Source organism: Acidobacteriota bacterium (assembly GCA_039028635.1).
Classification (GTDB): domain Bacteria; phylum Acidobacteriota; class Thermoanaerobaculia; order Multivoradales; family JBCCEF01; genus JBCCEF01.
Map to the genome: position 1 here is coordinate 36,662 of JBCCHV010000001.1, position 26,318 is coordinate 62,979.

The 26,318-nt window shown below is 67.2% G+C and carries 21 protein-coding genes; 12 read left to right on the forward strand and 9 right to left on the reverse strand.

All coding sequences use genetic code 11. The annotated features are described in order from the left end of the window. The first annotated feature begins 187 nt into the window (after positions 1–187). Positions 188–1,780 carry a hypothetical protein gene (locus AAF604_00160; protein ID MEM7048035.1) on the forward strand — a complete coding sequence of 531 codons (1,593 nt, stop codon included), beginning with the start codon at positions 188–190 and terminating at the stop codon, positions 1,778–1,780. A 20-nt stretch (positions 1,781–1,800) separates the two neighbouring features. Here the strand turns inward: AAF604_00160 and AAF604_00165 are convergent, their stop codons facing one another. Both AAF604_00165 and AAF604_00170 read right to left on the reverse strand, forming a co-directional pair. Continuing rightward, positions 1,801–2,541 carry a hypothetical protein gene (locus AAF604_00165; protein MEM7048036.1) on the reverse strand — a complete coding sequence of 247 codons (741 nt, stop codon included), beginning with the start codon at positions 2,539–2,541 and terminating at the stop codon, positions 1,801–1,803. Then, entirely contained in the window at positions 2,538–3,782 is a 1,245-nt protein-coding gene (locus tag AAF604_00170; GenBank protein MEM7048037.1) for a PQQ-binding-like beta-propeller repeat protein, read from the reverse strand. The genes AAF604_00165 and AAF604_00170 overlap by 4 nt, the downstream gene beginning before the upstream one ends. Before the next feature lie 291 nt (positions 3,783–4,073). Between AAF604_00170 and AAF604_00175 the strand changes: the two genes are divergently transcribed. Further along, on the forward strand, positions 4,074–5,168 hold the full coding sequence (locus AAF604_00175; GenBank protein MEM7048038.1) for a DUF3187 family protein: 1,095 nt from the start codon (positions 4,074–4,076) through the stop codon (positions 5,166–5,168). Positions 5,169–5,508: 340 nt separating this feature from the next. Here AAF604_00175 and AAF604_00180 read toward each other — a convergent pair whose 3' ends face one another. Further along, a complete protein-coding gene (locus AAF604_00180; GenBank protein MEM7048039.1) occupies positions 5,509–6,924 on the reverse strand; it encodes a hypothetical protein in 1,416 nt (471 codons plus the stop codon). 237 nt (positions 6,925–7,161) lie between these two features. After that, positions 7,162–7,425, reverse strand: a complete 264-nt coding sequence (locus tag AAF604_00185) for a hypothetical protein (protein ID MEM7048040.1) — start codon at positions 7,423–7,425, stop codon at positions 7,162–7,164. 305 nt (positions 7,426–7,730) lie between these two features. Here AAF604_00185 and AAF604_00190 point away from each other — a divergent pair, with 305 nt between their 5' ends. From AAF604_00190 to AAF604_00210, 5 genes are read left to right on the forward strand one after another with little or no spacing between them, the layout of a single operon-like run. Beyond that, positions 7,731–9,080 carry a hypothetical protein gene (locus AAF604_00190; protein ID MEM7048041.1) on the forward strand — a complete coding sequence of 450 codons (1,350 nt, stop codon included), beginning with the start codon at positions 7,731–7,733 and terminating at the stop codon, positions 9,078–9,080. Further along, complete coding sequence (locus AAF604_00195) at positions 9,077–9,757, forward strand: methylamine utilization protein (GenBank protein ID MEM7048042.1); 681 nt, start codon at positions 9,077–9,079, stop codon at positions 9,755–9,757. The genes AAF604_00190 and AAF604_00195 overlap by 4 nt, the downstream gene beginning before the upstream one ends. Positions 9,758–9,800: 43 nt before the next feature. Further along, the gene (locus AAF604_00200) at positions 9,801–12,347 is read left to right on the forward strand and encodes a protein kinase (protein ID MEM7048043.1); all 2,547 of its coding nucleotides are present in this window, start codon (positions 9,801–9,803) and stop codon (positions 12,345–12,347) included. Between the two features lies 1 nt (position 12,348). Further along, positions 12,349–13,557: an HD domain-containing phosphohydrolase gene (locus AAF604_00205; GenBank protein ID MEM7048044.1), complete on the forward strand. Its 1,209-nt coding sequence runs from the start codon at positions 12,349–12,351 to the stop codon at positions 13,555–13,557. Between the two features lie 2 nt (positions 13,558–13,559). After that, on the forward strand, positions 13,560–15,116 hold the full coding sequence (locus AAF604_00210; protein MEM7048045.1) for an adenylate/guanylate cyclase domain-containing protein: 1,557 nt from the start codon (positions 13,560–13,562) through the stop codon (positions 15,114–15,116). Here the strand turns inward: AAF604_00210 and AAF604_00215 are convergent. Both AAF604_00215 and speB read right to left on the reverse strand, forming a co-directional pair. Next, on the reverse strand, positions 15,065–15,571 hold the full coding sequence (locus AAF604_00215) for a tRNA (cytidine(34)-2'-O)-methyltransferase (GenBank protein MEM7048046.1): 507 nt from the start codon (positions 15,569–15,571) through the stop codon (positions 15,065–15,067). The two genes, AAF604_00210 and AAF604_00215, sit on opposite strands and share 52 nt — an antisense overlap. Then, on the reverse strand, positions 15,568–16,443 hold the full coding sequence (speB, locus tag AAF604_00220; GenBank protein MEM7048047.1) for an agmatinase: 876 nt from the start codon (positions 16,441–16,443) through the stop codon (positions 15,568–15,570). The genes AAF604_00215 and speB overlap by 4 nt, the downstream gene beginning before the upstream one ends. 138 nt (positions 16,444–16,581) lie before the next feature. Here speB and radC point away from each other — a divergent pair, with 138 nt between their 5' ends. From radC to AAF604_00245, 5 genes are all read left to right on the forward strand, one after another. After that, positions 16,582–17,271 carry a DNA repair protein RadC gene (gene radC / locus AAF604_00225; protein MEM7048048.1) on the forward strand — a complete coding sequence of 230 codons (690 nt, stop codon included), beginning with the start codon at positions 16,582–16,584 and terminating at the stop codon, positions 17,269–17,271. 26 nt (positions 17,272–17,297) lie between these two features. Continuing rightward, on the forward strand, positions 17,298–18,776 hold the full coding sequence (larC, locus tag AAF604_00230; GenBank protein ID MEM7048049.1) for a nickel pincer cofactor biosynthesis protein LarC: 1,479 nt from the start codon (positions 17,298–17,300) through the stop codon (positions 18,774–18,776). After that, positions 18,769–19,653 (forward strand): Hsp33 family molecular chaperone HslO, encoded by an 885-nt coding sequence (gene hslO, locus AAF604_00235; GenBank protein ID MEM7048050.1) that lies wholly within the window; start codon positions 18,769–18,771, stop codon positions 19,651–19,653. The genes larC and hslO overlap by 8 nt, the downstream gene beginning before the upstream one ends. An 80-nt stretch (positions 19,654–19,733) precedes the next feature. Continuing rightward, the gene (gene metG / locus AAF604_00240) at positions 19,734–21,683 is read left to right on the forward strand and encodes a methionine--tRNA ligase (protein MEM7048051.1); all 1,950 of its coding nucleotides are present in this window, start codon (positions 19,734–19,736) and stop codon (positions 21,681–21,683) included. Next, a complete protein-coding gene (locus AAF604_00245) occupies positions 21,680–22,462 on the forward strand; it encodes a TatD family hydrolase (protein MEM7048052.1) in 783 nt (260 codons plus the stop codon). Before metG ends, AAF604_00245 begins: the two co-directional genes overlap by 4 nt. Before the next feature lie 48 nt (positions 22,463–22,510). On the opposite strand, the gene AAF604_00250 is transcribed toward AAF604_00245, so the two are convergent. From AAF604_00250 to rpsO, 3 genes are all read right to left on the reverse strand, one after another. Further along, positions 22,511–23,275 (reverse strand): Nif3-like dinuclear metal center hexameric protein, encoded by a 765-nt coding sequence (locus tag AAF604_00250; protein MEM7048053.1) that lies wholly within the window; start codon positions 23,273–23,275, stop codon positions 22,511–22,513. Between the two features lie 182 nt (positions 23,276–23,457). After that, positions 23,458–25,764: a polyribonucleotide nucleotidyltransferase gene (gene pnp / locus AAF604_00255; GenBank protein MEM7048054.1), complete on the reverse strand. Its 2,307-nt coding sequence runs from the start codon at positions 25,762–25,764 to the stop codon at positions 23,458–23,460. Between the two features lie 146 nt (positions 25,765–25,910). Beyond that, positions 25,911–26,180 (reverse strand): 30S ribosomal protein S15, encoded by a 270-nt coding sequence (gene rpsO, locus AAF604_00260; GenBank protein MEM7048055.1) that lies wholly within the window; start codon positions 26,178–26,180, stop codon positions 25,911–25,913. Positions 26,181–26,318 lie beyond the last annotated feature (138 nt).

A 26,318-nucleotide genomic window follows, 5' to 3' on the forward strand; every position in this document is an offset into this window, starting at 1 on the left:
CACGGACATTGGAAAACGGCCCCATTCTAGCGGCCACGCGGGCGCCGCGAGGATTCCGGTCTGTGATCGATTCCGGGGAGTTGAGCGGCGTCGCCCTCGGGATCTTCCGCAGTGGCGGATCTGCACCGTTTTTATTGTTGAGAATGGGTTACCCTTATCGAATGGCTGGGACTCTGGAGACGCGTTGATGGGGGAGGGATGGATCCTGCTGGCGGGACTGCTGCCGCTCGCCGTCGGCCCGCTGTTGGCGATGTGGTTCGACCAGCGTCCGGTCGCTCGCGGCGCCCTCGACAGCTTCGTGGCGATCACCCTCGGCGGGCTGGTGCTGCTCCATCTCTGGCCCCATGCCTTCGAGGCCGCTGGCTGGCTCGGAGTGGTCGCCGGCATCGCCGGGCTGGCGCTGCCCTACCTGTTCCACGGCATTCTTCATGCCGGTGAGGAGAAGGCTTTTGCCGGCTTGATCGGCATCGCCTTTCTGGGTTTGGCCCTGCACGCCATGATCGACGGTGCCGCCTTGGTGGAGCGAGATCCGGCACCGCAGGGCGGAGAAACGGTTCTCGAGGGCTTGGCGTCGGACCATGACGAGGAGGATCATCACCACCTCGAGGAAGCGTCTGCGGATCATCACCACGGCGATGGCGAGCCCAGGCTGCTGGCAACGGCGGTGCTGTTGCATCGTTTGCCGATGGCCCTGGCCATCTGGTGGCTGGTGGTGCCGGCCCTTGGGCGGCGGTTGGCGGTGCTCATTCTGGTGACCTTGGCGGCAGGAACGATCCTGGGATTCAGCATCGCGGGACGATTTCTCGTCGGCCTCTCGACGCCGGCAGCGGCGGTCTTCGAGGCCACCGTCGGCGGCATGTTGCTGCACGTTCTGTTCGGCCACGAGCACCGCCACGAACCCGGCGAGGCGGGCTCCGATACGGCCGCCTCAGCCCGGCGTGCACGCTGGATCTCGGCGGCCAGTGCGCTGGTCGGGGTCGCCCTGCTGGTCGGGCTGACGGCGCTGCATCCCCTCGCCCGCCGTCTGCCGGAGGCGTTGGGAGCGGGAGAGACCTTCCTGCGGATGAGTCTGGTGCTGGCTCCATGGTGGCTGGTAGCGGCGTTCTTGGCTGCGCTGCTGTCCGCCCTCGGAGTCGGGCGCCCGAAGCTCGAGCCCCTGTTGACCTGGGTGATCGCTCTGCCCCTGCTCGGTCCGCTGCTCAGTGCCCTGGCCGGCATCGTTGCCGGACTCGCCGGGGCGCCCATCGGCGCCGAGTCCGAGGGGCCTTCGCGGGGGCAGTTCGGAAGTACCCTGCGCGGCCTGGTGCAGCGGGACTTTCCCTGGCTGCTGACCGGAATCGGGCTGGTCGCCTGGACCGAGCCGATGCTCCGCCTCGACCTACCGTGGTTCGCCCAGGTGCCGCTGGCGCTGGCTCTCGGCCTGCTGGGCTCGCGGTCCCTGATGTTGGCGCTGCCTCTGGCTCACCTGCTCCTGTTGAAGGGATGGTTACCCCCGTGGGCACTGCTCCTGGTGCTCACCGCCGTGGTGCTGTCGTCGCGCTTCCGAGCCCGCGCCTTGGCGCTGGCCATCGTCGCCCTGGCGCTGGCCTTCTGGCTGTCTCTCCAGGACTGGGCTCCGACCCTGGCCGTCGACCTGACGGCCGGGCGCCCGACCGCCTGGTGGGCCTGGGGCGGTCTATTGGCGGCGACGGGCCTCGGCCTCGATGCCCTGTTCCGCCTCGGCTTTCGCGGCTTCGTGTCGCCCGTCCAGGGAGCACTCGTCGGCAAGCATCGGCACTGACCGGAGCGAGCCACGGGCCGTCAGGGATCGGCGACTTCCGGCGGCAGGGCGAACAGCTCCGCCGATAGCTCTGGGTTGGAGGTGATCTCTCGAACTTCGAAGGTGCGAACGTGCTGGCGATCTTCGCGCTCGAACAGCTCCGGCACCAGCACGCCGTCGTGGCGACGGTAGGCTTCGAAGTACCAGGTGCGCTGATAATCGCCACGGCGACCCGCCTGAGTGGAGGTTCGACGCACCACCGTGTGGTCGCCGGCGTCGAGATACCAGTCTTCGATACCGCCACTGGCGTGGGTCAGTCGGAGATGGTCGCAGAGGCGGCCATCGAGGTCTTCGCGAGCGATCCAGGTGACCTGGTTGGCCGAGCTCAGGAGCGGGCTTGTGAAGTCGCCCCACTCCTCGCGCAACAGGCGAGCCCGATCCCCTTCCAGACGGCGCGTCTCTCCGCCCCGGCGCGAGGAGAAGGCCCACGCTCCATCGGGGCCATGGGCCTCGATGCTCTTGCGCTCGCCGAGCTCGATCTCGAGACGAAAAGCATCGGGGCGCTGGCGGTAGAGCACGAACCGGCCGGCCTCACCGTTGAAGGTGTAGGTCCCGGAGATCTCCAGACTGTCGAGGGCCGCAAGGGCTTTGGGACCGCCCAGGCTGCTCAAATGCCCCGCGAGGACGGCGTCGACGGGGTCGTCGGTGGCGGAGACGACCGCTGACGGGCCCGCCAAGGCACCGAGGGCGAGGGTGAGGATGGCAAGTCGGGTGATTCTCACGATTCACCTCCGGACGCCTGCCGTAGGTCGTAGGCGACGATCTCGGCGACGTTGCGGACGATCAGATGTCCGCGGTAGAGGGTCGGCGAGGTCCAACTGCGACCGGAAAGGGCCTGCACTCGGCCGAGCTCGCGGTAGGCCTCGGGGTCGGCCGCGACCAGCCGCAGCTCGCCGGTCTCGGTGAGCACGATCAGCCGGCCGTCGGCATAGATCAAGGATCCCTTGCCGAGGCCGCCCCGCTTGGCCCAGGCGGTGGAAGCGTCGGCGACCTTCAGGCACTTCAGGGTGGCGTTGTCGAAGCCGTAGAGGAAGCCGTCGATCTCGACCGAGGCGTTGAAGTGGTTGCGCATGGCGCGACTGGTCCAGACTTCCTCGACCCGGCGCTCGGCGCCCTCACCGATCTCCCGCAGGAGGAGACCACCGAGGTCGTAAGAGGCCGAAAAGAAGAATTGATCTGGCGCCACCTGCACCGGAATCGCCGGCTTGACGCCGATGTCCGGGCCGAACTCGTGCCTCCAGAGGACCTTTCCCGCCGGGGTCACGGCCAGCGCATGGGTCGGGCTGAGAACGATGGCGCGCCGTTCCTTGCCCGCGCCGACGAGTAGCGGCGTGGAGTAGCCGGTGGCGTCCTCGCCGGTGGTCCAGCGGACCTCGCCGCTGGTCTTGTCGACGCCGGCCAGGGAGCGGCCGCCGGGGCCTCCGGGCTGGAGGATCAGGAGGTCGTCCGCCAGGACGATCGAGCCGGAGAAGCCGCGCCGCGGAATCTCCACTCCGAAGGCCTCTTTGAAGTCGACACTCCACTGAACAGCGCCGTCCTTGCGCCCCAGGGCATGGAGGTCGCCGCGGGAGACGAGCACGAAGACGCGATCTCCGTCGATCGCCGGCGTGCTGCGCGGGCCGTTGCCGAAGGATTCCTCGAACTGGCCGCCGACGCGGGTTCTCCAGACCTCCCGTCCGGTGGCGAGGTCGAGGCTGACGGCGTACTCGCCGTCGGCATCGGAGGTCATCGTGAAGAGGTGGTCGCCGGCGGCCGTGATGCCGGAGAAGGCGGGGCCGAGATCGAGGCGCCAGAGCTCCGGAGGGCCGTCCGCGGGCCAGCTCTCGAGCAGGCCTTTCTCGGCCGAAAGACCGTCGCCGGCAGGGCCGCGGAACTGGTTCCAAGGGCTTTCCGCCAGGGCGGTGGTACCGAGTGACACGACCACGGCGAGGCCGAGTATCGAGAGGGTGGTGATCGACTTCATGGGCGCTGCTCCTCGCGAGCCAAGGTGGACGAAGTGGGTCGGAGGAATTGTATCGGCTGGCGGTGACGGGGCCGTCGTCGCGGCTTTCGTCGGTGAATTGCAAAACATGGAAATACCTGTCGATGGCCCCGGGTTGTCTCCCGTGGCCGGTGACCAAGCCGGCTTTTCAGGTTCACATTGCCGCGTCCTTTGCGCACCGAGGCCGTCCACCCTCGGCAGGGATCCGTGTGCTCTTCGGAGCGCCCGGCGCAGCCTGCCCGATGGAGGCCGTCGCTGATGGAGCAACCCAAGATGGCACGTCTCCCTTTCTTCGCCGTAGTCCTCTTCTCGCTGGTGGTCCTGCCGCTCCCGGCGGCTTCCCAAGAGCCGTCGCCCTATCTCATCGATACAGGACCGCTGAGAATTCGTGACCAGTTTCCTCTTTCGATGGGCTATCTGGCCTTCGATCCGGTGAGTGCCGTCGTGCTCGACCGGGGAGAGTGGCAGATCGACGTCGTCACGACGCTGACCAACACCTGGGCGCAGTCGGACGTAGTCGAGGGCTTTCTCGAAGACCGGGACGGGCGACTGCCCCTGACTCGAGCCGACCTGACACGTCTCGATGGCCTCGATCCCAATCAGGGGTTGGTCTTCGTCGATGCCGAGCTGGTGCGTTCGGCGCTGGCCGTTCGCCGCGGCTTCGGGGATGGCGTTCAACTCGAGCTGGTGCTGCCGGTGCTCAACTACTCGGGAGGATTTCTCGATTCCACCATCGAGGGTTTCCACGACTCCTTCAGCTTTTCGCAGGCCGGTCGGTTGGGTGTCGAGCGAGACGATTTCCGCGCCTTCGTGTCCCATCCGGGAGGAACCTACGAGCTCGATGGAGATCCCGGAGCGCGCTTCGGTGATCTCGTGGTCGGGGCCAAGTTCCGGCTCTTCGAGCCCAACGGTGAGCGGCGATACCATCTCGCCCTCGAAACCGTGCTGGAGCTGCCCACCGGTTCCGCGAGCCAGCTGGGCTCCAACGGCGCCGTCGATGGCGGCGCTCAGCTTCTGTTCACCCGCTACTTCGAACATGCCTGCCTTCACCTGTCGGCGGGAGTGCTCTATCTCGGCGCTTGGGACGAGCTGTCGATCGGGGAGCAGGTGATGCCTTCGGCGATGGTGGCTTGGGAGCAGGGGCTGGGACCCAAGACCTCGGCCTTGGCCCAGCTGACGGTCGGCTTCAGCCCTCTCGACGACCTCGAGATCGACGAGCTCTCGGGCACCACCCTTCAGCTCACGGTTGGAGTGAAGCGGGTGGTGTTCGCCGACAAAGTGCTGTTCCTGGGGATCACTGAGAATCTCCTGCGCTTCGACAGTACGTCCGATGTCGGAGCCCATTTCGGCATCACGACGACCTTCTGAGGGTTCGGGCGAGCGCGGGTGAGCCCGGTGGGCAGGCCGAAAACAGTCGGGCAGGGCAAAAAAAGTGCCGACGCGGCGGAACACGTCGGCAAGAAAGCTTGCGGCGGAGCGAAACCTGATCCGAGGACTGCAGGCCTTGGAAGGCCCGCCCGGTTCAGGTCCGTTCCTTCCTCGACGAGTCGAGGGAGTGGTCAGATTGCTGGCTGGCCGTGGATCCGAAGGCGGGGGCGACGCCGTCGGCGGCTGTTAGCGAGCACACCGTCCACATGATGGTAGGTGCTTGACGGTTCGAAAGTGTGACAGTCGTTGGTTGAATCGCTGTCGAGCGATATGCGCGAGCTCAGGAAGGGGTCCGGCTCGGTGCCGCCGGACCGCTCGGCAGGCGCGACATGCGAGCCTGGATTTCCTGCACCCAGCGCAGGGTGGCGGTTTCCATCTCGAGCGCTCGCTGCAGCATCAGCAGGGCCATGGTGGCGTCGTCGTGGAGGCCGCTCAATCCGAGCAGGGGCAGCATCTCACTGGCCAGGTGGCGGGCTTCTCGTCCGCGGCCCTCTTGCAGATAGAGGGCGACGATGTCGAGACATACCAGGGCGGCCTCGTAGCCGATGTCTTCCGCGATGAAGCCGTTGCGGGCTCGCCGCAGCAGCTCTTCACCGCGTCGCGATTCACCGATGGTGATCAAGGCCATGCCTTCGAGCCAGTAGAGGCGCAGCAGGTCGAGGGCGCCACCGTGATCTTCGGCGAGGCGTTGCACCTTGGGTAGCAACTCCAGGAGCTGTGGGATCAGCTCGCAGTCCCGCAGGTAGGTCGCCAGGTTGTGGTACGCGACCAGCAGCAGGCGGGGCTCGCGCTCGCCATCGATCAGCTCGAGAGCTCGTTCGACCACCGGGATCGCGCCCTCCGGGTCGTCGGCATAGGACAACGTCATGGCCTTGTAGAGCAGAATTCGGCCTTCGCCGTGACGGTCTTGGAGCCAGCGATGAATGGCGGCGGCTTGGGCCAGCAGGCGGTGGGCGTCATCGAAGCGCGACTGCAGACGGCGCAGGCTGGCCAGGAAGCCGAGTAGCTCGGCGCGGGCGCGGGGGTCCTTGCTGCCCTGGGCGAGCAGTCGGTCGGCTTCGGCGAAGCTGACATCGGCGGCGCGAAAGTTCCCCAGGATGCGCGAAACGTTGCCTTGGTAGGTATGGGCCTGGGCTTTGAGGTCGAGCACCCGGGTGACTCCGTAGGTCTCCGGATCCAGCTCCTGAACCAGTCTGACGGCCCAGGCGACGAGGTTCTCGGCCCGTTTCGGGTTGTCCGACCAGCAACCCTTGATGGTGCGCAGCAGCAGGGCGACGAAGCCGGCGGAATTGAAGCGCCGAGGAAGGTCCGGACCGGTAGGATCGGCGAGGGAGTACTCGAGCTCGCGCAGTAGCTGGCGAGCCGTCGTTTGCTCTTCGACTCGGCGGTGGCGGATCTCCGTCAGGCGGTCTCCGGCGAGGAGAAAGGCGTTGTCGTAGCGGTCCTGATCGGTCACCGCTGGGAGGACCGAAGCCTTCGAACGACGGCACGAGGTGCGCAGCGTCTTGAGCCACTGGGAAGATGCCGAAGGGACCATTCCAAAGGGCGATTCGACGCTCAGCAGGGCCTCGACGAGGAGCTGCGGCGCGAGGCTCGCCTCGACCCCGGAGGCGCGGAGAATCTCGTTCGCCTCGGCGCGCTGCTCGCTGAGCAGCGCGGCCATTCGACGGTGGGCCTTGCCTTTGGATTGATCCATTGCTTGGATTATGTACCTTCGCATCTTCTGAAACAAGGGTGCGGGCTCGAAGCGAATTCGGGACAAAGATCGTGGCGCACGCCTTCCAGCCGGCGCCTCGAGACCGCAATCCCTCGACATTTTACTGATCTTCCGAAGGCCTTCCGACCGGCCGGTGCGGCTGGCCGAGCCGGTGACCGGAGACCGCGCCAAGCTTCTCCGACGGTCCCGTTCGTACTCTTCGCGGGGGTGTCCGACTCATCCCTGTCGACCGCCCGGATCGAGCTGGCCGCGCCGGTCCTGGGGCCCATCTTGCTGGTTGTTCCGAGGCCGCTGCGGCCGGTTGTCCTGGCCTTCAGCCGAGAACTGGAGAACCAGACTTCGGACCCACGAGAAGTCGAGCCAGGCGTCACGGGCTTGGTGCTTGGGGGCTTCCACCGCGGCTTGCGAGGGAGCGGCGAGGAGGGTGGGGGAGGAGAGGGCGGAAATCAGGGCCAGGGCGATGAGTATCTTGAGCTTCACGGAGACTCCTTTGGTTTTCTTCGATGGGGCGAACCCCGGATGGGGTGGGCCGACCGGCTGCCCGAGCAGCCATTTCGTGCAAACTCTAAATTAACGTAAGTAATAAAGCAACCAAATAAGCTCCGGAACCGGGATATACAGGATGGGGGATTTGCGACTTTGGCGATTTCTCTGACCAGGGCTTGGATCGGACCCTGGCAAAGGTTGGGGTCGCGGCTGGTCGCAGGGCAGGCAAAAGAGGGCGCCGCGTGCCTTATAATTCGGAAAAGCCGACGAACCGTGTTTTTGCTTTGGGGGGTCATCGAGTGCGCTTCGCCTTAAGTCGGGCTACGGTGTGGATTGCCGTGGGCTTGTTGAGTGGCTCCGGAATCGCGGCGCAGGAGGAGCGGCGGTTCGATTTCGAGGTCGAGGTCAAGACCCACTATCGCGACTCGGAGCCATTGCGCCTGCAGCTTCCTCTGCTGCGACTCCCGGACGGCACGCCCCTGCTGCCGGAGGCGCCGGCCCTCGAGACGGTCGATCCCGGAACTCATCTCGAGGTGTCGACGGCCACCCTCTATGTCGATGCCGAGTGGGGTGACAGCCTCGCCGCTCACCTCAAGATCGACGTCATCGATCTCTACGACCGCAATCCCACGTCGACGGATCAGGACGTCGACGTCGACGAGGCATGGATTCGACTGGGTCGCGAGAGCGAGCCGGCGATCCTGCCGGAGCGCTCCGGGGGTTACGTCAAGATCGGCAAGTTCCCGCACTTCGAGCGCCAGGACGATCGCCATCTGGAGAGCTACGGTCTGGTATCGACGGCCTTCAATCGCTTCGAGGATCTCGGTCTCGAGGCCGGCGTCGATCTCGGCCGCCACGTTTACCTGAAGGCCTCGGCGACGCAGGGAAACCCGGTCTTTATGCGCGACCCCAATGCGCTGGCCGGAGACAACGGCACCCGCGACCAGGTGGTCCTCGGCCGGGCGCCGCGGCTCAACAGCGGAATCGTGATCCCCTACGACGCCGAGGTCGAAGACATCAATGGAGAAACCGACCTTGAGATCGGCCTCGGCCTCGGAGTGCGCTTCGGCGGCGCCGCCGGCGACGACGGCGTCGACGCCCTGGTCTGGGGCTATCGCCGTGATCTGGCCGAGACGGTGGTTCTCGAGGGCACCGAGTACGGCGGTGACCTCGACCTGCTGGGCGGACCCCTCAATCTGTTCCCGTTCCCCACCACCGGCGATGAGAAGGAAGAGTTCGGGGTCAACCTGTGGGCTTATTGGGGCGGCTTCACGGGCTTTCTGCAGGCCGTCGATCAGGATCTCGCCGGCCTCGAGCGTACCGGCCTGGAAGTCGAGCTGGCGTGGCGCTTCGATCTTCCGGTGCGCTGGGCCGTCGGAGGACGCCAGCTCTTTCCCTATATCGCTCCAGCGGTTCGCTATTCGCGTCTCGAGCCGGACTTCGGCAATCCCGCCGGTGGCCCGACGCCGAGCTTCACCTGGGAGTGGGAGAAGGTCGACCTCGGCTTGCGTTTGGGGTTGGTTCCGGGCGCCGACCTGACGATCGAGCATGCCGACAACGAGTTCATCCTCGCCTCCGGGGCGTCCGTCGGCAACGACGAGCTCTTGACGACGGTCCGTTGGCGTTTCGGGCGGGGGAGCGGTTCTTGATCCGACGTTTCGGGGCCTGCCATGCCCTGATCCTGCTGGCCGCGGTGCTGGCGCCGGCCTCGGTGGCTTCGGCCGCGGTGCTGTCGGGACAGGTGCAGCTCGTCACTCGCAGCGGTCGACCGATCACGACCAGCGGTGACGTGGTGGTGATCTATCAGCCAGACCAAGGGCTGGAGAATCTGCAGCCCCTCGAGCTCGAGATCGAAACCCGCAAAAAGAAGTTCACCCCGCGGGTCACGGTGCTGCCGGTCGGCAGCTCGGTGCGATTCCCGAATCGCGATCCCATCCTGCACAACGTCTTTTCGGTGTCGAAGGGCAATGCCTTCGACCTCGGTCTCTACCGCGCCGGTGCCGGCGAGACGGCGGTCTTCGAAACGGCCGGTCTGGTGAGGGTCTACTGCAACGTTCACCAGGAGATGGTGGCCTACGTCTGGGTGGTCGAGACGCCGCACACCACGATCGCCGACGGCAAGGGGCAGTTTCGTCTCGAAGGTCTCCCGGACGGCCCTGGAACCTTGACCGTCTGGCATGAACGAAGCGACGTCAAGGTGGTTGAGCTGGCCGCGCCGCGAGCGCTTCGGGAACCGCTGCGCCTGCGGGCCTATCGACCGCGGGTGCCGAAACACCTCAACAAGTTCGGGAGATCCTACGGGCGTTCGCGACGTGACCGCTACTAAATCGAAGGGCTGGTCTCCGGGCCTGGGGGCTCGGATCTTCCTGATGACCGGGCTGTTCATCGCCCTGGCCGTCGGAGCGGCCTTGCTCTATGCCTTTCTGGAGGCGCGCGGTATTGCCGGCGAGAGCGTCGCGGAGGACTTGAGGGAGAGCTCCGCAGCCCTCGCCGAGCTGCGCGAGGTGCGCCTCGATCGCCTCGATTTCGATGCCCGCCAGCTCGCCGGCGACCCCTATGTCGCGGCCCTCTTCGCCGAGGCCGCTGATTCCGGCGACAGCCTCTCGATTCGCGACCTGCTCGAGGAGCGGCAAGGGGATGTCGGCTACGACTTCGCGACCGTCGTGACCCTGGACGGTGTGGTGGCGGCCTGGACCGGTCGTCCCGATGCCGCCGGCACCGATCTCTCGCGGCGGCCGCTGTTGGCGACCGCCCTCGACGAGGGGGCGGCGGCCGGCTTCTGGCGAGACCAAGACTCTCTCTACGACGCCGTCGCGGTGCCCGTGGGGCGGGGTTTCGAGCTGCTGGGTTATCTGGTCACCGGCTACCGCTCCGCCGGCGGCGTCGAAGAGACCGCCGCCCTGAGCAGCTCCCAGCTGGCCTATGCCGCCCCTGCCGCGAGCGCCCTCGAGCTGCGCGGCACGACCCTCGGCGACGATGTCCACCGGGCCCTGATCGCCTCCCTGGCGCGACACCAGGCCGAGGTCGAGCGGGTACTGGAGAGCGGTGACACCGTCGAAGGGTTGGAGCTCGACCTCGCCGGTGCCCCTTGGCTGGCGCAGCTCGATCCTCTGCGGGACGCCTCCGGAGAGCCCGTCGCCCTGGCCGTCACCCTCGACTCCCTCGACCGTCGGATGGCTCCCTTCCGCGCCATCAGCCGCGCCCTGCTGTGGGCGGGCATCGGGTCGGTGTTGTTGGCCCTGGCGCTGAGCTACTGGTTCGCCCACCGCACGCTGCAGCCGGTGCGGCGCCTGGTGACAGCGGCGACCGCGGCCCGTTCCGGCGACTACGACCAGGAGATCGCCGTCGAGCGCGGTGACGAGGTCGGAGAGCTGGCCGGGTCGTTCAACGCCTTGATGAGCGATCTGCGCGAAAAACGTGACATGGAGAGCTATCTCTCGGAGCTCTCGCGCAGCTTGCCGGAGGGTGGTTTGGCGCCGACCGCGCGCCAGGTGTCGGCCTTGCGCGGCCTCGATGGGGTGCTGGTGGCGATCGAGTTCCGCGGCCTCGCCCGGGGAACTTCCGATGCCGCCAAGGCGGCCCGCCAATGGGACGCCTCGGTGCGCATCGTCGAGCAGGTGGTCGAGCGCCGCGGCGGCGCCATCGACGCCCTCGCCGGCCATCGCCTGTGGGCACGATTCGAGGGCGAGGATCGCGGGCCGCGGGCTCTCGCCGCCGCCGCCGAGATCCTGCAGGGCTTCGAAGAGGGCGATCTGCCGGTGCTCGCCCTCACCCGCGGCCGTTGTACGGTGGGCTCCTCTTCCGGCGACGGACGACCCCGCGCCCTGCTGGTGGGGCCGGCGGTGCAACAGCTCGAAGGCCTGGTGCGGGAGGCCAGTCCCGGCGAGATCATTTTCGGTCGGCCGATCTTCGAAGAGCTCTCGGATTACCTCCAGAAGGCTGGCTTTTCGCTCGCCGAGCGGCGCGGTGTGTTGATTCCCCAGCCGCTCTACATCCTGTCCGGCCGCTTGGCTTCGCGCCTGACGGCGACGGTGCCGCGGGTGACCACCACCACGCCCACGGCAGCGATGCCGGTGCGGCCGACGCTCTCGGACATTGGCCCGGGCAGTCTGGTGGGGGGGCGCTTCGAGATCCTCTCGGTGCTCGGCGCCGGCGGCATGGGGGTGGTCTACAAGGCGCGCGATCGCGAGCTCGAAGATCTGGTGGCGGTGAAGATGCTGCGGTCGGATCGTTGGCGCGACACGGCCCTGGTCGAGCGCTTGAAGGAAGAGCTCAAGCTGGCGCGCAAGATCACCCATCCCAACGTCTTGCGGACCTTCGACCTGGGCGAGATCGACGGCACGCCGTTCATCTCGATGGAGTACGTCCGCGGCGTCACCCTCCGCTTCCTGCTCGATCGCACCGATCGTCTGCCCTATTCCGCCGGCCTGCGCCTGGCGCGGCAGCTCTGTCTGGGGCTCGAGGCGGCGCACCAGGTCGGCGTGGTGCATCGCGACATCAAGCCCGAGAACCTGATCCTCGAGCCCAACGGCAACGCCAAGCTGATGGACTTCGGAATCGCCCGGCCGGTCGATCGGATGACCCCGGGGCAAACCACCGACGGCTCGATCGTCGGCACGCCGCAGTACCTGGCGCCGGAGGTGCTCGAAGGCAACGAGGCGGATCCGCGCTCCGATCTCTATGCCGTCGGCGTGGTTCTCTACGAGATGTTCACCGGGGCGCTGCCCTTCGCCGGCACGCCCCTCGAGGTCATCGCGGCGACGGTGCGCGAGGAGCCGAGACCGCCGCGCGACCTGTGGCCCGAGATCCCGCCCTCCTTGGCGGACCTGATTCAAGACTGTCTGCACAAGCAGCCGGAAGAGCGACCGTCGTCGGCCGGTGCACTGATCGCGCGCCTCGACGGGTTGCGAGCCTGAGATGATCGAGCCGCGCCTCAACCTGCAGCTCGGCCTCCCGTCGGCACTGCCCAAGGACGGCGAGATCGAGGATCTCCGCCGTCGCCTGTCGGAGGTCGAGAAGCTCCTCGAGATCAGCGGTGAGATCGGTCGCACCCTCGACCTCGACCGGCTCCTCGACCTCGCCCTGGTGCGAGCCGAGGAAGTGTGCCACGCCGAAACCAGCTCTATCTGGGAGCTCGACGAGGAGCGCCAGGAGCTCTTCTTCCGGGTGGTGCGCGGCAAGGCGGCCCCCGGCATTCGGGGACTGCGGGTGCCGGTCGGGGAAGGCATCGTCGGGGCGGTGGCGGCGAGCGGTCAGCCGGAGATCGTCAACGACGTGTCTTCCGATTCGCGCTGGCGCGGCGAGCCCCTGCAGGGCTTCGAAACCCGCTCCCTGCTGACCGTGCCGTTGGGCGTTCAGCGGCGCGTGGTCGGCGTCATGCAGCTACTCAATCCGGTGGATGCGGAAGGCTTCACCCTTGGCGACCTGTGGCGCATGAACGTCTTCGCCGGTCCTCTCGCCCAGGCGATCGACAACGCCCGTCTGTTCGCCGAGCGCAAACGCCAGTTCTTCGACACGGTGACGGCCCTGGCGGAAGCGACGGAGCTGCGGGATCCCTATACCGGCGGCCATTCGAATCGCGTCACCGCCTACTCGCTGCTGTTGGGAAGCGAGCTGGGCTTGGGGGTCACGGAGCTCGAAGAGCTGATGCTGACCGCCACGCTGCACGATGTCGGCAAGCTGGCGACGCCGGACTCGATTCTGCGCAAGCCGGCGCCGCTGTCGACGCAGGAGAAGGAGGTCATGCGGCGACACCCCGCCGATGGCGCCGAAATGCTCGCCAAGATCCACGGCCTGCGGCACGTCGTCCCGGCGGTGCGCGCCCACCACGAGCACATCGATGGCGGGGGCTATCCGGACGGCTTGCGCGACCAGGAGATCCCCTACTCGGCGCGCATCCTGGCGGTCGCCGATGCCTTCGACGCGATGGTGACGGAACGTCCCTACCGCCAGGGGCTGGCGCCGGTGGAGGCGGCGCGGCGAATCGTCTCCGGCGCCGGCACGCAGTTCTGGGAGCCGGCCGTCGAGGCCTTTGACCAGCTCTTCGACGGTGATCGCTGGGTCCTCGACCACGGTCGTCGGCTCGGGCGCGGCTTCCTCGGTCTCTCCACCGGCCGCGAACTCTGACCATGCTGCGGTTGCGAATCTCCTCGCCGGCGGGGGAGCAAACCTTCGATCTCGGCGACGAGCAGGTCACCATCGGGCGCGGGCGCGACAACTCCATCGTCCTGGCGGATCCCTCCGTGTCCCGTCGTCACTGCGAGATCCACCGCCAGCCGACCGGCTGGGAAGTGGTCGATCTGGGAAGCACCAACGGCGTGTTGCTCGACGACACGCTGGTTTCCAGGGGGCCGATCGAGGCCGGCACGCGCCTCACCCTCGGGACCTTCGACGTGCTGGTCGAGGATCGGGGGCCGACGGTGAGTACGGTGGACGACGAGGCGCAGGTCATCGTCCGCCTCGACAACCTCAAGTCGGTGCTCGAAGACAAGGGCCAGGAAACGCAGATTCTGGCCGCCCTGGTACAGCTCGCCGAAAAGCTGCTGCGCGCCGACCGGGTCGAAGATGCCGCCCGCGCCGTCATGGACGCGGTCTTCGCGGCGGTGTCGGTGGATCGCGGTTTCCTGTTCCTCAAGCAGGACAGCCACCTGGTGTGTGAGCTGGCGCGCTTTGGCGATCAGGTGGTGATGGCACCCTCCGGCGTGGTGCCGGTGTCGACCACCATTCTCAATACGGTGATCGAGCAGGAGGTGGCCCTGGTCACCACCGATGCCCGCGCCGACCATCGCCTCACCGGTGGTGAGTCGATCCGCCTGCATCAGATTCGCGCCGCCCTGTGTGTGCCGATCTGGTCCGAGGGCGGAGTGATCGGTGCCGTTCATCTCGATTCGCCGATCCGATCCGAGATCTTCGGCGAGCGCGATCTCGAGATCGCCACCGCCCTGGCGAGCTACGCCGCGATGGCCATCGAAGGGCTGCGCAACGTCCATCGCCTGGAGGTCGAGCGGCGTTCTCGGGAGCGGCTGGCGCGCTATCACTCGCCGGCGGTGGTCGACGAGATCCTGCAGGGCGAGGCGCAGCGCCAGCATCCGCTACGCACCATGGAGACGACGGTGCTGTTCGCCGATCTGGTGGGGTTCACGCCGGTGGCGGAAAACGCCGGCCCGAAGGCGGTGGCGGACTTCCTCGGCCAGTACTTCGACCGCGCCGTCGAAGCGATCTTCGAGTTCGGCGGCACCCTCGACAAGTTCATCGGTGATTCGGTGATGGCCTTCTTCGGCGCGCCGGTGGCGCAGCCGGATCATGCCGCCCGAGGCGTGCGGGCGGCCCTCGCCATTCAGCGGGCCGTCGCCGAGTGGAGCGTCGAGCGAGAGAGCAAGGGCGAGCAGCCGATCTACGTGCGGGTGGCTCTCAACAGTGGACCGGTGGTGGTGGGCGAGATCGGCAGCGAGAAGCGCGTCGAGTACACGGTGTTGGGCAACACGGTGAATGTCGCCGCGCGGCTCGAGGATGCCGTCGCGGGTCCGGGAGAGATCGTCATCGGACCCCACACCAAGGCCCAGCTACCGGGCGCGTTTCTCTGCGAGGGCCTCGGCGAGACGCAGCTCAAGGGGTTGAGTCGGCCGGTGCGGGCTTACCGCGTCGAAGGTGAGTTCGCCGAGCTCGCGGAGCCCGACGATGCCTGACGCTGGCGCAGCACTTCGTAGAGAGCCAGGGCCACGGTGGTGGAAAGATTGAGCGAGCGCAGCTCCGGATCGGCCATCGGCACCGCGACGGTGCGCTCAGCGAAGCGCTCCAACAGTGGGCGGGGCAAGCCGGTGCTCTCGCGGCCGAAGATCAGGACCGGGTTCCGGCCGTAGTCGGCACTCCACAAATCCCGCCGTCCCTCGGGGGCGAAGAAGAAGAGCTCGCCGAGATCCTCAGTGGCGGTGTGGAACTCCTCCCAGCAGGACCACAGGTGCGGCTGGACCCGCGGCCAGTAGTCGAGGCCGGCGCGGCGCACCCGCCGATCCGAGAGCTCGAAACCGAGGGGCTCCACCAGGTGGAGCTGCGCGCCGGCGGCGAGACAGGTGCGACCGACGTTGCCGGCGTTCCAGTGGATTTCCGGTTCCACCAGCACGGCGTGAATGGTTGGGCTCACGACGCCTTCTGCTGCAGGTAGCCGAGGCACTTGTAGACCAGCTTGGCGGCCAAGAAATCGGGTGCCGTGAGGCCGCCGATGGGGGCGAGCTCGACGACATCCATGGCGACGACCCGCTTATTCTCGAACAACAGACGAAGCAGCTCGAGGGTGGGGTACCAGAGGCCACCGCCGGGTTCCGGCGTGCCGGTGGCGGGGACCAGGGAAGGATCGAAATAGTCGAGGTCGAAGGTCAGGTAGACCGTCTCTGGGAGGTCCGCGAGGAGGTCCGCGAAGCGCTCGGCGAGGTCCCGCCGAGGCAGGTCGTGGCCCCACAACACCGGCATCCGGAGCTGGCGCACCAGGGACGCTTCCGGCACCGAGAGGGAGCGCACTCCGACCGCCAGGGAGGGGAATCCCTGCTCGACGAGGCGGCGCATCACCGAGGCATGGCTGTAGCGGGTACCGTCGTAGGAATCGCGCAGATCGGCATGAGCGTCGAACTGCACGATGCCGATGGCTTCGCTGCAGGTCCTGGCTGCGGCCCGCACCGCCGCCTGACTCAAGCTGTGCTCACCGCCGAGGGTGACCAAGAAGCGGCCGGCTTGCAGGGGAGCGAGGCAGGCTTCCTCGATCTCTGCCAGGGCGGTCTCCAGATCGAAAGCTTCCGGCAGGAAGGCCGGCAGGGTCTCGATGCCTTGCAGCCAGGGCTCTGACTCGAGCTCCTCGTCGTAGAGCTCGAGGGCCTGGGAGGCGCGCAGGATGGCGGCCGGGCCTTCGCTCGTCCCCTTGCCGTAGGAAGTGGTGCGCTCGAAGGGCAGCGGAAGGATGGCGATTCGCGGCTCTTCGGTCGGCTTTGCGAGCTGGCCGAAGGCGTGGGGCAGATGGGGCACGGAGGAGATCTCTCAAAACTGCGAGGAGCGGCCGCTCCCGCGGAGCGCAAGCCTACTCAATTTCGCGCCATTGTTGCATTGGCGAGCGATGCCGGGGCCGATTCCGCGTTCTCGATCCCGAAGGAGAGAAGAACGTCGATGGCGATCATGGATCTTGCGATGCGGCAGCTCCCGGATGGTGAACGGCCGCGGGAACGACTGCTGGCGCAGGGGGCGGGAAGCTTGTCCGATGCGGAGCTGGTGGCGGTCTTGCTGCGCTCCGGCCGCCGGGGCCAGTCGGCGCTGGCTCTGGCCGGCGCTGTGCTGCGCGACATGCGTGGCCTCGAGGGCCTCCTCGGTGCCGATGGCCGCAGCCTGCGCCGCCCGGGTCTGGGGCCGGCGAAAGTGGCGAGTCTGCTCGCCGCCGTCGAGATCGGCCGGCGATTGGCGCGCGCCGAGATGCCGACCCGCCAGCCGCTCGACCGGCCGAAGGCGGTGGCGCGCTACCTCAATCTGCGCTACGGCCTACACGACCAGGAGGTCATGGGGGCGCTCTTCCTCGATACCCGCAACCGCTTGATGATCGATCGCGAGCTCTTCCGGGGAACTCTGCGGCGGGCGGCGGCGGAGCCGCGAGAGGTGCTGCGCGAAGCCCTGCTGCAGGGGGCGGCCGGGGTCCTGCTCTTCCACACCCATCCCAGCGGCGATCCGACGCCGAGCGCCGAAGACCTCCTCTTCACCCGCCGCATGGCCGACGCCGGAGACCTCGTCGGGGTGCCGATGATCGACCACCTGATCATCGGGAGAGGAGGCCGCTGGACCTCACTTCGGAGCCATGGTGCGTGGTAGCTTAGGCCGCTATGAAACGGGCGCAGATGCTTCATTTCGAGTGCTTCAGCGGCATTGCCGGCGACATGTTTCTCGGTGCTTGTCTGGACCTCGGTATGCCGTTGTCGGTGGTCGAGGAGGCGGTTACGGCCCTCGATCTTCCCGGCCTTGCGGTGAGGGCTCCAACGGCCCTCCGCGGGGGAGTCTCGGGGCGGCGTTTCCGAGTCCTCCTGGACGGCGAGCCGGTGGATGGTGGTGGACCTCTGGAGGAGGAGGCCGGCGGACGCCGGTCGGCCCATCACCATTCCCATGATCACCACGGCCACGATCACCACGGGCATAGTCACCACGGCCATGTTCACCACGGGCATAGTCACCACGGCCATGTTCACCACGGGCATAGTCACCACGGCCACGATCACCACCCTTCCCATGGCTCGGCTCCAGGATCCGCGGCCGAGCCGGCCGCAAATCGAGGCGGCGAACCGGACGTCGACGCTGAGCCCGACGTCCACGTCCATCATCACGGCTCCCATCGCGACCTCGCAGCGATTCTCGAGCTGCTCGCCGCAAGCCGTCTTTCGCCGACCGTTCGCGAGCGTGCCGAGAGCTTGTTTCTGCGGCTCGGGGCAGCTGAGGCCAAAGTTCACGCAGTGCCGCTGGAGCGAGTTCACTTCCACGAGGTCGGTGCCCTCGACTCGATCGTCGATCTGGTGGCGGCGGCGGCGGCCTTCGAGTACCTGGCGCCAGAACGCGTGACCTGTGGTCCGGTACACGTTGGCAGCGGCCAGGTGATGACGGCCCATGGCCTGCTGCCGGTGCCGGCGCCGGCGACGGCGGAGTTGTTGGCGGGGATCCCGATCGTCGGCGACGGAACCGGCGAGCTGGTGACGCCGACCGGCGCCGTGCTGCTGGCCGAGCTGGTGGACGAGTTCGTGACCGGAGCACCGGAGATGGTGCTTTCGGGAACCGGCTACGGCTTGGGCAGCCGGGATTCGAAAGACCGACCGAACGTCTTTCGTCTGTTGCTCGGCCGGACTGCCGAGACATCGGACCCGGCGCCGCGAGTCACGGTGGTCGAAGCCCAGGTCGACGACCTCACCGGCGAAGGTCTCGGCTTGGTGGTCGAGCGCCTGCTCGAGCGCGGCGCTCTCGACGTTACCCTGACGCCGGTGCAGATGAAGAAGAGTCGTCCCGGGAGCTTGATCACGATGCTGACGCGGCCGGCCGATCGCGCGACCTTGGCCGAAGTGCTGCTCGAGGAGTCCGGGTCCCTCGGGTGCCGCTGGTATGAGGCCGAGCGTCTCGAGGCGGAGCGCTCGTCGCACGCCGTGACCACGGCCTATGGTGAGGTGCGGGTCAAGGTGGGCCGCTTGCCCGGGCGGCGGCCGATCCTGGCTCCGGAGTTCGACGACTGCCGACGGCGGGCGGAAGCCGCTGAGGTGCCCTGGCGGGTGGTTTGGCAGGCCGCCCTCGGCGCAGCCGACAAGGAGCTCGCGGAAGCCGAGGAGAAGACCCTTGCCTAGCGATGGAAAGCCCTTTGCGGAAGGACGTTTGCGCCTCGGGCTGGCGGGCCGCGACGGTCTGCGCTGGGCGATGGTCGACCTGACCTCAATCCTGGAGACCTATCGTCGACGGCTCGATCTCTCGCCGGTCGCCAGCGCTGCCCTCGGGCGGGCCATGGCCGGTGCCGCCCTGTTGGTTCGAATGGCGGAGAAGACCCCCACCCGCCTGATGCTGGAGGTGCGCGGTGATGGTCCCCTGGGCCAGGTGCTGGTCGAGGCCGATGGCGAAGGCAATCTCCGCGGCCTGGTCGGCAACCGGCTGGTCGACGTGCCGCGGACTCCTGCCAACAAGCTCGACGTCGGTCGGGCCGTCGGCGATGGCCTGCTGCGGGTGGCCCGGGAAGTGGCCGGCCGGCGTTATCAGAGTCAGGTGGAGCTGGTGAGCGGTGAGATCGGCGACGATCTCGCCCACTACCTGGATCAGAGCGAGCAGACCCGGTCCGCGGTGTTGGTGGGCGTCCTGACCCGTCAGCACGGCATCGCCGCCGCCGGCGGACTGATGATCGAGGCCTTACCGGAGGCGGCGCCGGAGGTGGTGAGTCGCCTCGAAGAAAACCTCTCGGCGACGGTCGGCGTCAGCCGCCTGCTGGAGGACGGTGGTGCCGACCAGGTCTTGGGCCAGCTCCTCGCCGGCCTCGAGCCGAGGTCCCTCGATCAGCGGGAGGTCTTCTATCGCTGCCGCTGTAGCCGGGAGAAGCTCCTCGGTCATCTTTCGACCTTGTCCGCTGAAGAGGCGGAGTCGCTGGTCGCCGAGTCCGGCGAGATCGAGGCCGATTGTGTTTTCTGCGGCAGTCAGTACCGATTCGTGACCGCGGAGCTCCAGTCGGTCGCGAATTGAATCGCGCGGGCGCCGGTGGAGACGGGTCCACTGCCGGAGCGCGATTCCCTGCTACGATTCGCCGCCTGGAGGAGGAGCGAATGAACCGGTTTTACGTCACGACCCCGATTTACTACGTCAACGGAATGCCCCACATCGGGCATATCTTCACCACCGTCGTCGGCGACACGCTGGCGCGCTATCGGCGGCTTCAGGGGGAGGACGTTCGCTTCCTCACCGGTACCGACGAGCACGGCCAGAACATCGAGCGGGCGGCGGCCCGCGAGGGCCTGGCACCGATCGAGCTCGCCGATCGCATCGTGGCGCGCTATCACCAGCTCTGGGAGCTTCTCGACATCTCCCACGACGACTTCGTCCGCACCACCGAGCCGCGTCACGCCCTCGGCGTCGCGGAGATCATCGAGCGGATCGCGGCCTCCGGCGACCTCTACACGGCGAGCCACGAGGGCTGGTACTGCGCCTCCTGCGAGCTCTTTTACACCGAGAAGGAGCTGCTGCCGGAGAACCGCTGCCCGGTCCACGAAAGCGCCGCCGAATGGCATTCCGAAGACAACCTCTTCTTCCGCCTCTCGAAGTACCAGCAGCCGCTGCTCGAGCTCTACGACTCACACCCCGAGTTCGTGCGCCCCAAGAGCCGCCTCAACGAGGTGCGCTCCTTTGTCGACTCGGGCCTGAGGGACCTTTCCGTCAGCCGCGCCAATCTCGACTGGGGAATCCCCTTCCCGGGCCATGAAGGACAGACGGTCTATGTTTGGCTCGACGCCTTGACCAACTACATCAGCGCCCTCGGCTATGGCCGGCAGGGCGACGAACGGCAGCGCTATGGCCATTTCTGGGAGGGCGGCGACGAGCGCCTGCATCTGGTCGGCAAGGACATTCTGCGTTTCCATGCGATCTACTGGCCGGCCTTCCTGATGAGCGCCGGATTGCCCCTCCCGACCACCGTTTGGGCTCATGGTTGGTGGCTGTTGGACAAGAAGAAGGTCTCGAAATCGGTCGGCAACGTGGTCCGCCCGGACGAGCTGATGGAGCGCTTCGGTACCGACAGCCTGCGCTACTTCCTGCTGCGGGAGATGATCTTCGGCCAGGATGCGCAGTTCTCCGACGAGGCCTTTGTCGATCGCTACAACGGCGACCTGGCCAACGATCTCGGCAACACCGTGAGCCGCGTCGTGACGCTGGCGCGACGCGCCTTCGACGGCAAGACGCCGCCCCTCTCGTGCGACGACAATCCCCTCGTCGGGGCGTCCGCCGAGGCGGTGGCGGGTTATCACCAGGCGATGGGCGATCTGGCCTTCAGTCGCGCTCTGGAAAGCTTGTGGAAGCTGCTCTCCCAGGCCAACCAGTACCTGGTCGAGCGCGAGCCCTGGAAGCTGCTCAAGGATCCCGCAGCGCGCGACCGGGTGAGCCGGATTCTGTGGAACGGCCTGGAGGCGACGCGCATCGTCGCCACCGGTCTGCTGCCCTTCATGCCGAAGGTCGCGCCGCAGGTCTTGTCCGCCCTTGGCTGCGACCCCCAGGGCGGCTCTCTCGAGTGGGGCGGGGCGCCGACCTCGGCCGATTTGCCGAAGCCGGACCCGCTCTTCCCCCGCATCGACAAGAAGGCCTACCTCGCCGAAGCTACCGCCGAGGCGGATGGGCCGGAAAAGAAGCCGGAGAAGAAGCCCGAAAAGAAGCCCGCGAAGGGCACCGCCGATGAGGTCGCCGAGATCGACATCCAGCAGTTTTTCGACACCGAGCTCAAGGTCGGCACGGTGCGCCTGGCGGAGCCGGTGCCGAAGTCGAACAAGCTGCTGCGGTTGGAGGTCGACCTGGGGGAGGAGGCGCTGCGACAGGTGGTCGCCGGCATCGCCAAGCACTATGCGCCGGAGGACCTCGTCGGCACCCAGGTGGTGGTGGTGGCGAACCTCGCCAGCGCCAAGCTGATGGGAGTCGAATCGCGCGGCATGGTGCTGGCCGCCTCCGTCGATGGCGTACCGGTGGTGGTGCGGCCGGAGAAGCCGGTCGAAAACGGGACTCGCGTGCGGTGACCCGCGGCCTGATCGATTCCCACTGCCACCTTCAGTCGCTGTCGCCGGAGGAGCGGGAGCGCGCCCTCGACGAAGCGCGCGAGCGCGGCGTGGAGGGCTTCCTGGTGCCGGCCATTCGCCTCGACGAGGCCGAGGTCCTGCTCGATCTCTGTCGCCGTCATCAAGACGTTTGGTGCGCTCTCGGCACCCACCCCCACGAGGCCAGCTCGTGGCAAACCGGGGATTCGGCGCGTCTACGGTCCCTGCTCGCGGAACCGGGCGTGGTGGCGGTCGGGGAGTGCGGCCTCGACTTCTTCTACGACAACTCGCCGCGGGAGCAGCAGGAGCAGGCGATGCGGGAGCAGTGGGAGCTCGCCATCGACGTCGGCCTGCCGGTGATCGTTCACAACCGCGATTCCAACCAACGCATGCTCGAGATCGTGCGCGAGCCGGCCTTCGACCGCCTGCAGGCCGATTTTCACTCCTTCGCCGGTGGCCTGGAGATGGCTCGCGAGCTGATCGCGCGGGACTTCTACCTCGGCCTCTCGGGAATGATCACTTTTCGCCGCGCCGACAATGTGCGCGAGGTGATCCCAGAGCTGCCGAAAGACCGCGAGCTGGTGGAAACCGATTCACCCTACCTGGCACCGGTGCCCCATCGCGGGCAGCGCAACCAGCCGGCTTACGTGGTCGAGATCGCCCAACGTCTGGCGGACGAGCGCGGTGAGACCATGGCGACGATTTGTGAGCGCACCGGAAGGAACTTCTTCTCCCTCTTCTCTCGCGCGGCCGGTACCTGAGTCCCGAGTCCCCTACCAAAGCTGGCTCGGCCCGAGCGGGCTCGCCGGTCAGACCGGGTTCGGCACGTCGATGTACTCGACCTCGATCCCGAAGCGCTCGGCGACCCACTCCCCGAGGGCCTTGATCCCGAGCACTTCGCTCGCATGGTGGCCGACGGAAAGGTAGTGGATGCCGGCTTCGCGGGCCAGGTTCATCACCCACTCGCTGATCTCGCCGGTGATGAAGACATCGAGGCCGGCAGCGATCGCCTGGTAGATATCCTTCTGAGCACCGCCGCTGACGATGCCGACGGTCGAGATCTGTTCGGGACCGGATCCTTGGGCCAAGGGCTGCTGGCCGAAGAGCTGGGCGCAGCGCGCCAAAAGCTCGGAGAAGGGGAGGGGGGCCGTGAAGCGCCCCCGGTAGCCGATCGGAAAACCGAGGTTGACGGCGAAGGGCTCGAGCTCGGCGAGGCCGAGGGCCTGAGCCGCCAGCACGTTGTTGCCGACCTCGCCATGGCGGTCGAGCGGCAGATGATAGGCGATGAGGTTGAGGTCGGCACGCATCAGCGCGGCGACGCGCCCATGCATGACGCCGGTGAGCTGGGACGGCATGCCGTCCCAGAACAGGCCGTGGTGGACCAGGACTGCCTGCGCCCCGGCGTCGGCGGCGCGCTCGAACAGCTCGCGGCTCGCGGAGACGCCGGTCACCACCTTGCGGATCTCGCGAGCGCCTTGCACCTGGAGGCCGTTGGGGCCGTAGTCGCGGCCTTGATCGGCCTCCAAGTACTGGTGGAGCTCAGCGACCAGCCGGTCTCGGTCGACGGCAGTCATCGGCCAACCCGCCTTTCTCTCCGGATTTCTCGGCGAGAGAGCGAAGGTTTCTGCAGAGGCCAGGCCTCCGGTCGCGGCGCGACCCCGCGCAGCTCGACGTCCTGCGAGCAGCCGGGGTTCGAATTACGCCGCAAAATCAGAAACATACGCCCTCGTCGCTGAAAGTTGGTGAGCCGGTCGGGCTAGCTGCGTCCGCGACCGCCTCCGCGACCACCGCGGCCGCCACGTCCACCAGCACCGCCGCGGCCACCACGACCGCCGCCGCCACCGCGACCGCCGCCGCCACCGCGACCACCGCGGCCGCCACGTCCACCGTCGCGGCTGCCACCGCGTCCTCCGCCGTCACGGCCACCGCCACCACCGCTGGCCTCCTGCAGGTGGGCGTACTCGGCGGGATCGTAGTCCGGCGCTTCCATGATCACGGCTTTGCGCGACAAACGCACCTTGCCGGTGTCGTCGATGTTGATCACCTTGACGGTGAGCTCATCGCCTTCGGAGACGACGTCCCCGATCTCGCGCACGTGGTAGGGCGCCATCTCGCTGATGTGCACCAGGCCATCGGTGCCGGGCATGATCTCGACGAAGGCACCGTAGGGCTCGACGCGGCGCACCTGGCCGGTGTACTGCTTGCCGACCTCGGGCATCTCCGTCAGGCGCTCGATGAGCTCCATGGCGTGCTTGGCGGCCGGCTCGTCCGGCGACGCGATGACCACCTTGCCGTCGTCCTGGATGTCGATCTCGCAACCGGTCTCCTCGACGATCGAACGGATGGTCTTGCCGCCCGGGCCGATGATGTCGCGGATCTTCTCGCGCGGAACCTCGACGGTGTAGAGGCGCGGCGCGTAGCGCGACAGCTCTTCCCGCGGCGCCGGCAGCGCCGACTCCATCTTGTCGAGGAGGAACATGCGGCCGGCGTGCGCCTGCTCGAGGGCGCGGGCCATGATCTGCCGGCTGACGCCGGTGATCTTGATGTCCATCTGCAGCGCCGTGATGCCCTCACGGGTGCCGGCGACCTTGAAGTCCATGTCGCCGAAGTGGTCTTCCTGGCCGGCGATGTCGGAGAGCACGGCGAAACGGTCGTCGCGCTTGATCAGGCCCATCGCGACTCCCGCCACCGGCGCCTCGATGGGAACGCCGGCGTCGTACATCGCCAGCGAGCCGCCGCACACCGTCGCCATCGACGAGGAGCCATTGGACTCCAGGATGTCGGAGACGACACGCACCGTGTAGGCGAAGTCCTCATCGTCCGGCAGGACCGCCGTGAGGGCGCGGCGCGCCAGCACGCCGTGGCCGATCTCACGCCGACCGGGACCGCGCAGGAAGCGCACCTCGCCGACGGAGAAGGGCGGGAAGTTGTAGTGCAGGAGGAACTTCTGCCGGCTCTCGCCCTCGTACTCCTCGACGATCTGAGCGTCACGGCTGGTTCCGAGGGTGGCGGTGACCATCGCCTGGGTCTCGCCCCGGGTGAAGAGTGCCGAGCCGTGGGTGCGAGGCAGCACGCCGGTATCGATGGAGATGGTCCGGATCTCGTCGAGGTCGCGGCCGTCGAGACGCTTGTTCTCGTTCAGCACGACATCGGCGAGGATCTCTTCTTCGAGGGTCTTGAGGACCGGACCGAACATCGCCCGGGTCTCTTCGTCGTCCTCCGGAATGCGCTCCAGGTACTGGCCGGTGACCTCGTTGATGCGGTCCTTCTGCTCGAACTTCCCGACCGTCTTCATCGCGTCCTTGAGGGGCCCGTAGAGCTCCGCCTTGACCTGGTCGAAGAACTCCTGGGTGTACTTTTCGGGAGCCTCCCAAGAGGGCTTGGTGAGGCCGGCCTCGCGGAACATCTGATGTTGCGCCCGAATCACCTTCTGGAGCTCGTCGTGGCCCTTGAAGATGCAGTCCAGGAGAACCTGCTCGGAAACCTGATTGGCCGCCGCTTCGACCATCACCACGGCTTCTTCGGTGCCGACGACGATCAGATCGAGGTCGGCGACGTCGCGTTGGGAACTGGTGGGATTGAACACCACGTCGTCGTCGATGATGCCGACGCGCACCGCTCCCACCGGGTGGTAGAAGGGGATCTCGGACAGCACCAGGGCGGTGGAGGCGCCGTTGATGGCCAGGATGTCGGGATCGTTTTCACCGTCCGCCGACATCACGAAGGAGATGATCTGCGTCTCGTGGGTGTAGCCCTCCGGGAACAGCGGGCGCAGCGGCCGATCGGTGAGGCGGCAGGTGATGATCTCCTTCTCCGAGGGCCGCCCCTCGCGCTTGAAGAAGCCCCCCGGGATGCGTCCCGCCGCTGCCGTGTTCTCGCGATATTCGACGGTCAAAGGCAGGAAATCCCGCGGCCGATCGTTGCGCTTGTCCATGCAGGCGGTGGTCAGGACGACGGTGTCCCCGCAGCGCACGGTGACGGAGCCGTCGGCTTGACGAGCGATACGACCGGTCTCGATGGTGATGGGTTGGGGGCCTAGATCGATTTCTTTACTGATGATCATCTTTTCTCTTTTCTCTTTTGCTTACCTTGACGGGGCGGAGAGGTCCGCTCCCGGGCGCGCACCAGCGCGCAGGGCTGCGCGGGAAGGCCGCGCCCAGCGGGCGCGGCTCGCGAAGCCGATGATTTCCCTGGAAACAGGGAGGGGGACTATTTGCGCAGTCCGAGTCGCTGAATGATGGTGCGGTAGCGCTCGACGTCCTTACCCTTCATGTAGTCGAGCAGCCGCCGCCGCCGGCCGACGAGCTTGAGCAGCCCGCGCCGACTGTGGTGGTCCAGCTTGTGGGATTTGAAGTGCTCCGTGAGCTCCACGATGCGCTGGGTGAGCAGCGCGACCTGTACCTCTGGAGATCCGGTGTCGTGGTCGTGGAGCTTGTACTCCGCGATGATTTCGGCTTTCTTTTCTGCTGTTTGAGCCACCTTTGACTCCTCCTTCTTTCACTCTCTTTCAATCAACCGCGCGACCTTACCATAAGCCCTAAGCCCGCGTACGGAGCCGCCGTTTGGCTCTGCCGTCGTGCGTCGAGGCGGTCTCGCCGTTGGGTTTCGTCCTGAGCT

Bases quoted from the DNA above. Each gene is read 5' to 3' on its own strand.
- AAF604_00160 (MEM7048035.1), top strand. From the start codon at position 188: ATGGGGGAGGGATGGATCCTGCTGGCGGGACTGCTGCCGCTCGCCGTC.
- AAF604_00170 (MEM7048037.1), bottom strand. From the start codon at position 3,782: ATGAAGTCGATCACCACCCTCTCGATACTCGGCCTCGCCGTGGTCGTG.
- AAF604_00175 (MEM7048038.1), top strand. From the start codon at position 4,074: ATGGCACGTCTCCCTTTCTTCGCCGTAGTCCTCTTCTCGCTGGTGGTC.
- AAF604_00180 (MEM7048039.1), bottom strand. From the start codon at position 6,924: ATGGATCAATCCAAAGGCAAGGCCCACCGTCGAATGGCCGCGCTGCTC.
- AAF604_00200 (MEM7048043.1), top strand. From the start codon at position 9,801: ATGACCGGGCTGTTCATCGCCCTGGCCGTCGGAGCGGCCTTGCTCTAT.
- AAF604_00205 (MEM7048044.1), top strand. From the start codon at position 12,349: ATGATCGAGCCGCGCCTCAACCTGCAGCTCGGCCTCCCGTCGGCACTG.
- AAF604_00210 (MEM7048045.1), top strand. From the start codon at position 13,560: ATGCTGCGGTTGCGAATCTCCTCGCCGGCGGGGGAGCAAACCTTCGAT.
- radC (MEM7048048.1), top strand. From the start codon at position 16,582: ATGGCGATCATGGATCTTGCGATGCGGCAGCTCCCGGATGGTGAACGG.
- larC (MEM7048049.1), top strand. From the start codon at position 17,298: ATGCTTCATTTCGAGTGCTTCAGCGGCATTGCCGGCGACATGTTTCTC.
- metG (MEM7048051.1), top strand. From the start codon at position 19,734: ATGAACCGGTTTTACGTCACGACCCCGATTTACTACGTCAACGGAATG.
- AAF604_00250 (MEM7048053.1), bottom strand. From the start codon at position 23,275: ATGACTGCCGTCGACCGAGACCGGCTGGTCGCTGAGCTCCACCAGTAC.
- pnp (MEM7048054.1), bottom strand. From the start codon at position 25,764: ATGATCATCAGTAAAGAAATCGATCTAGGCCCCCAACCCATCACCATC.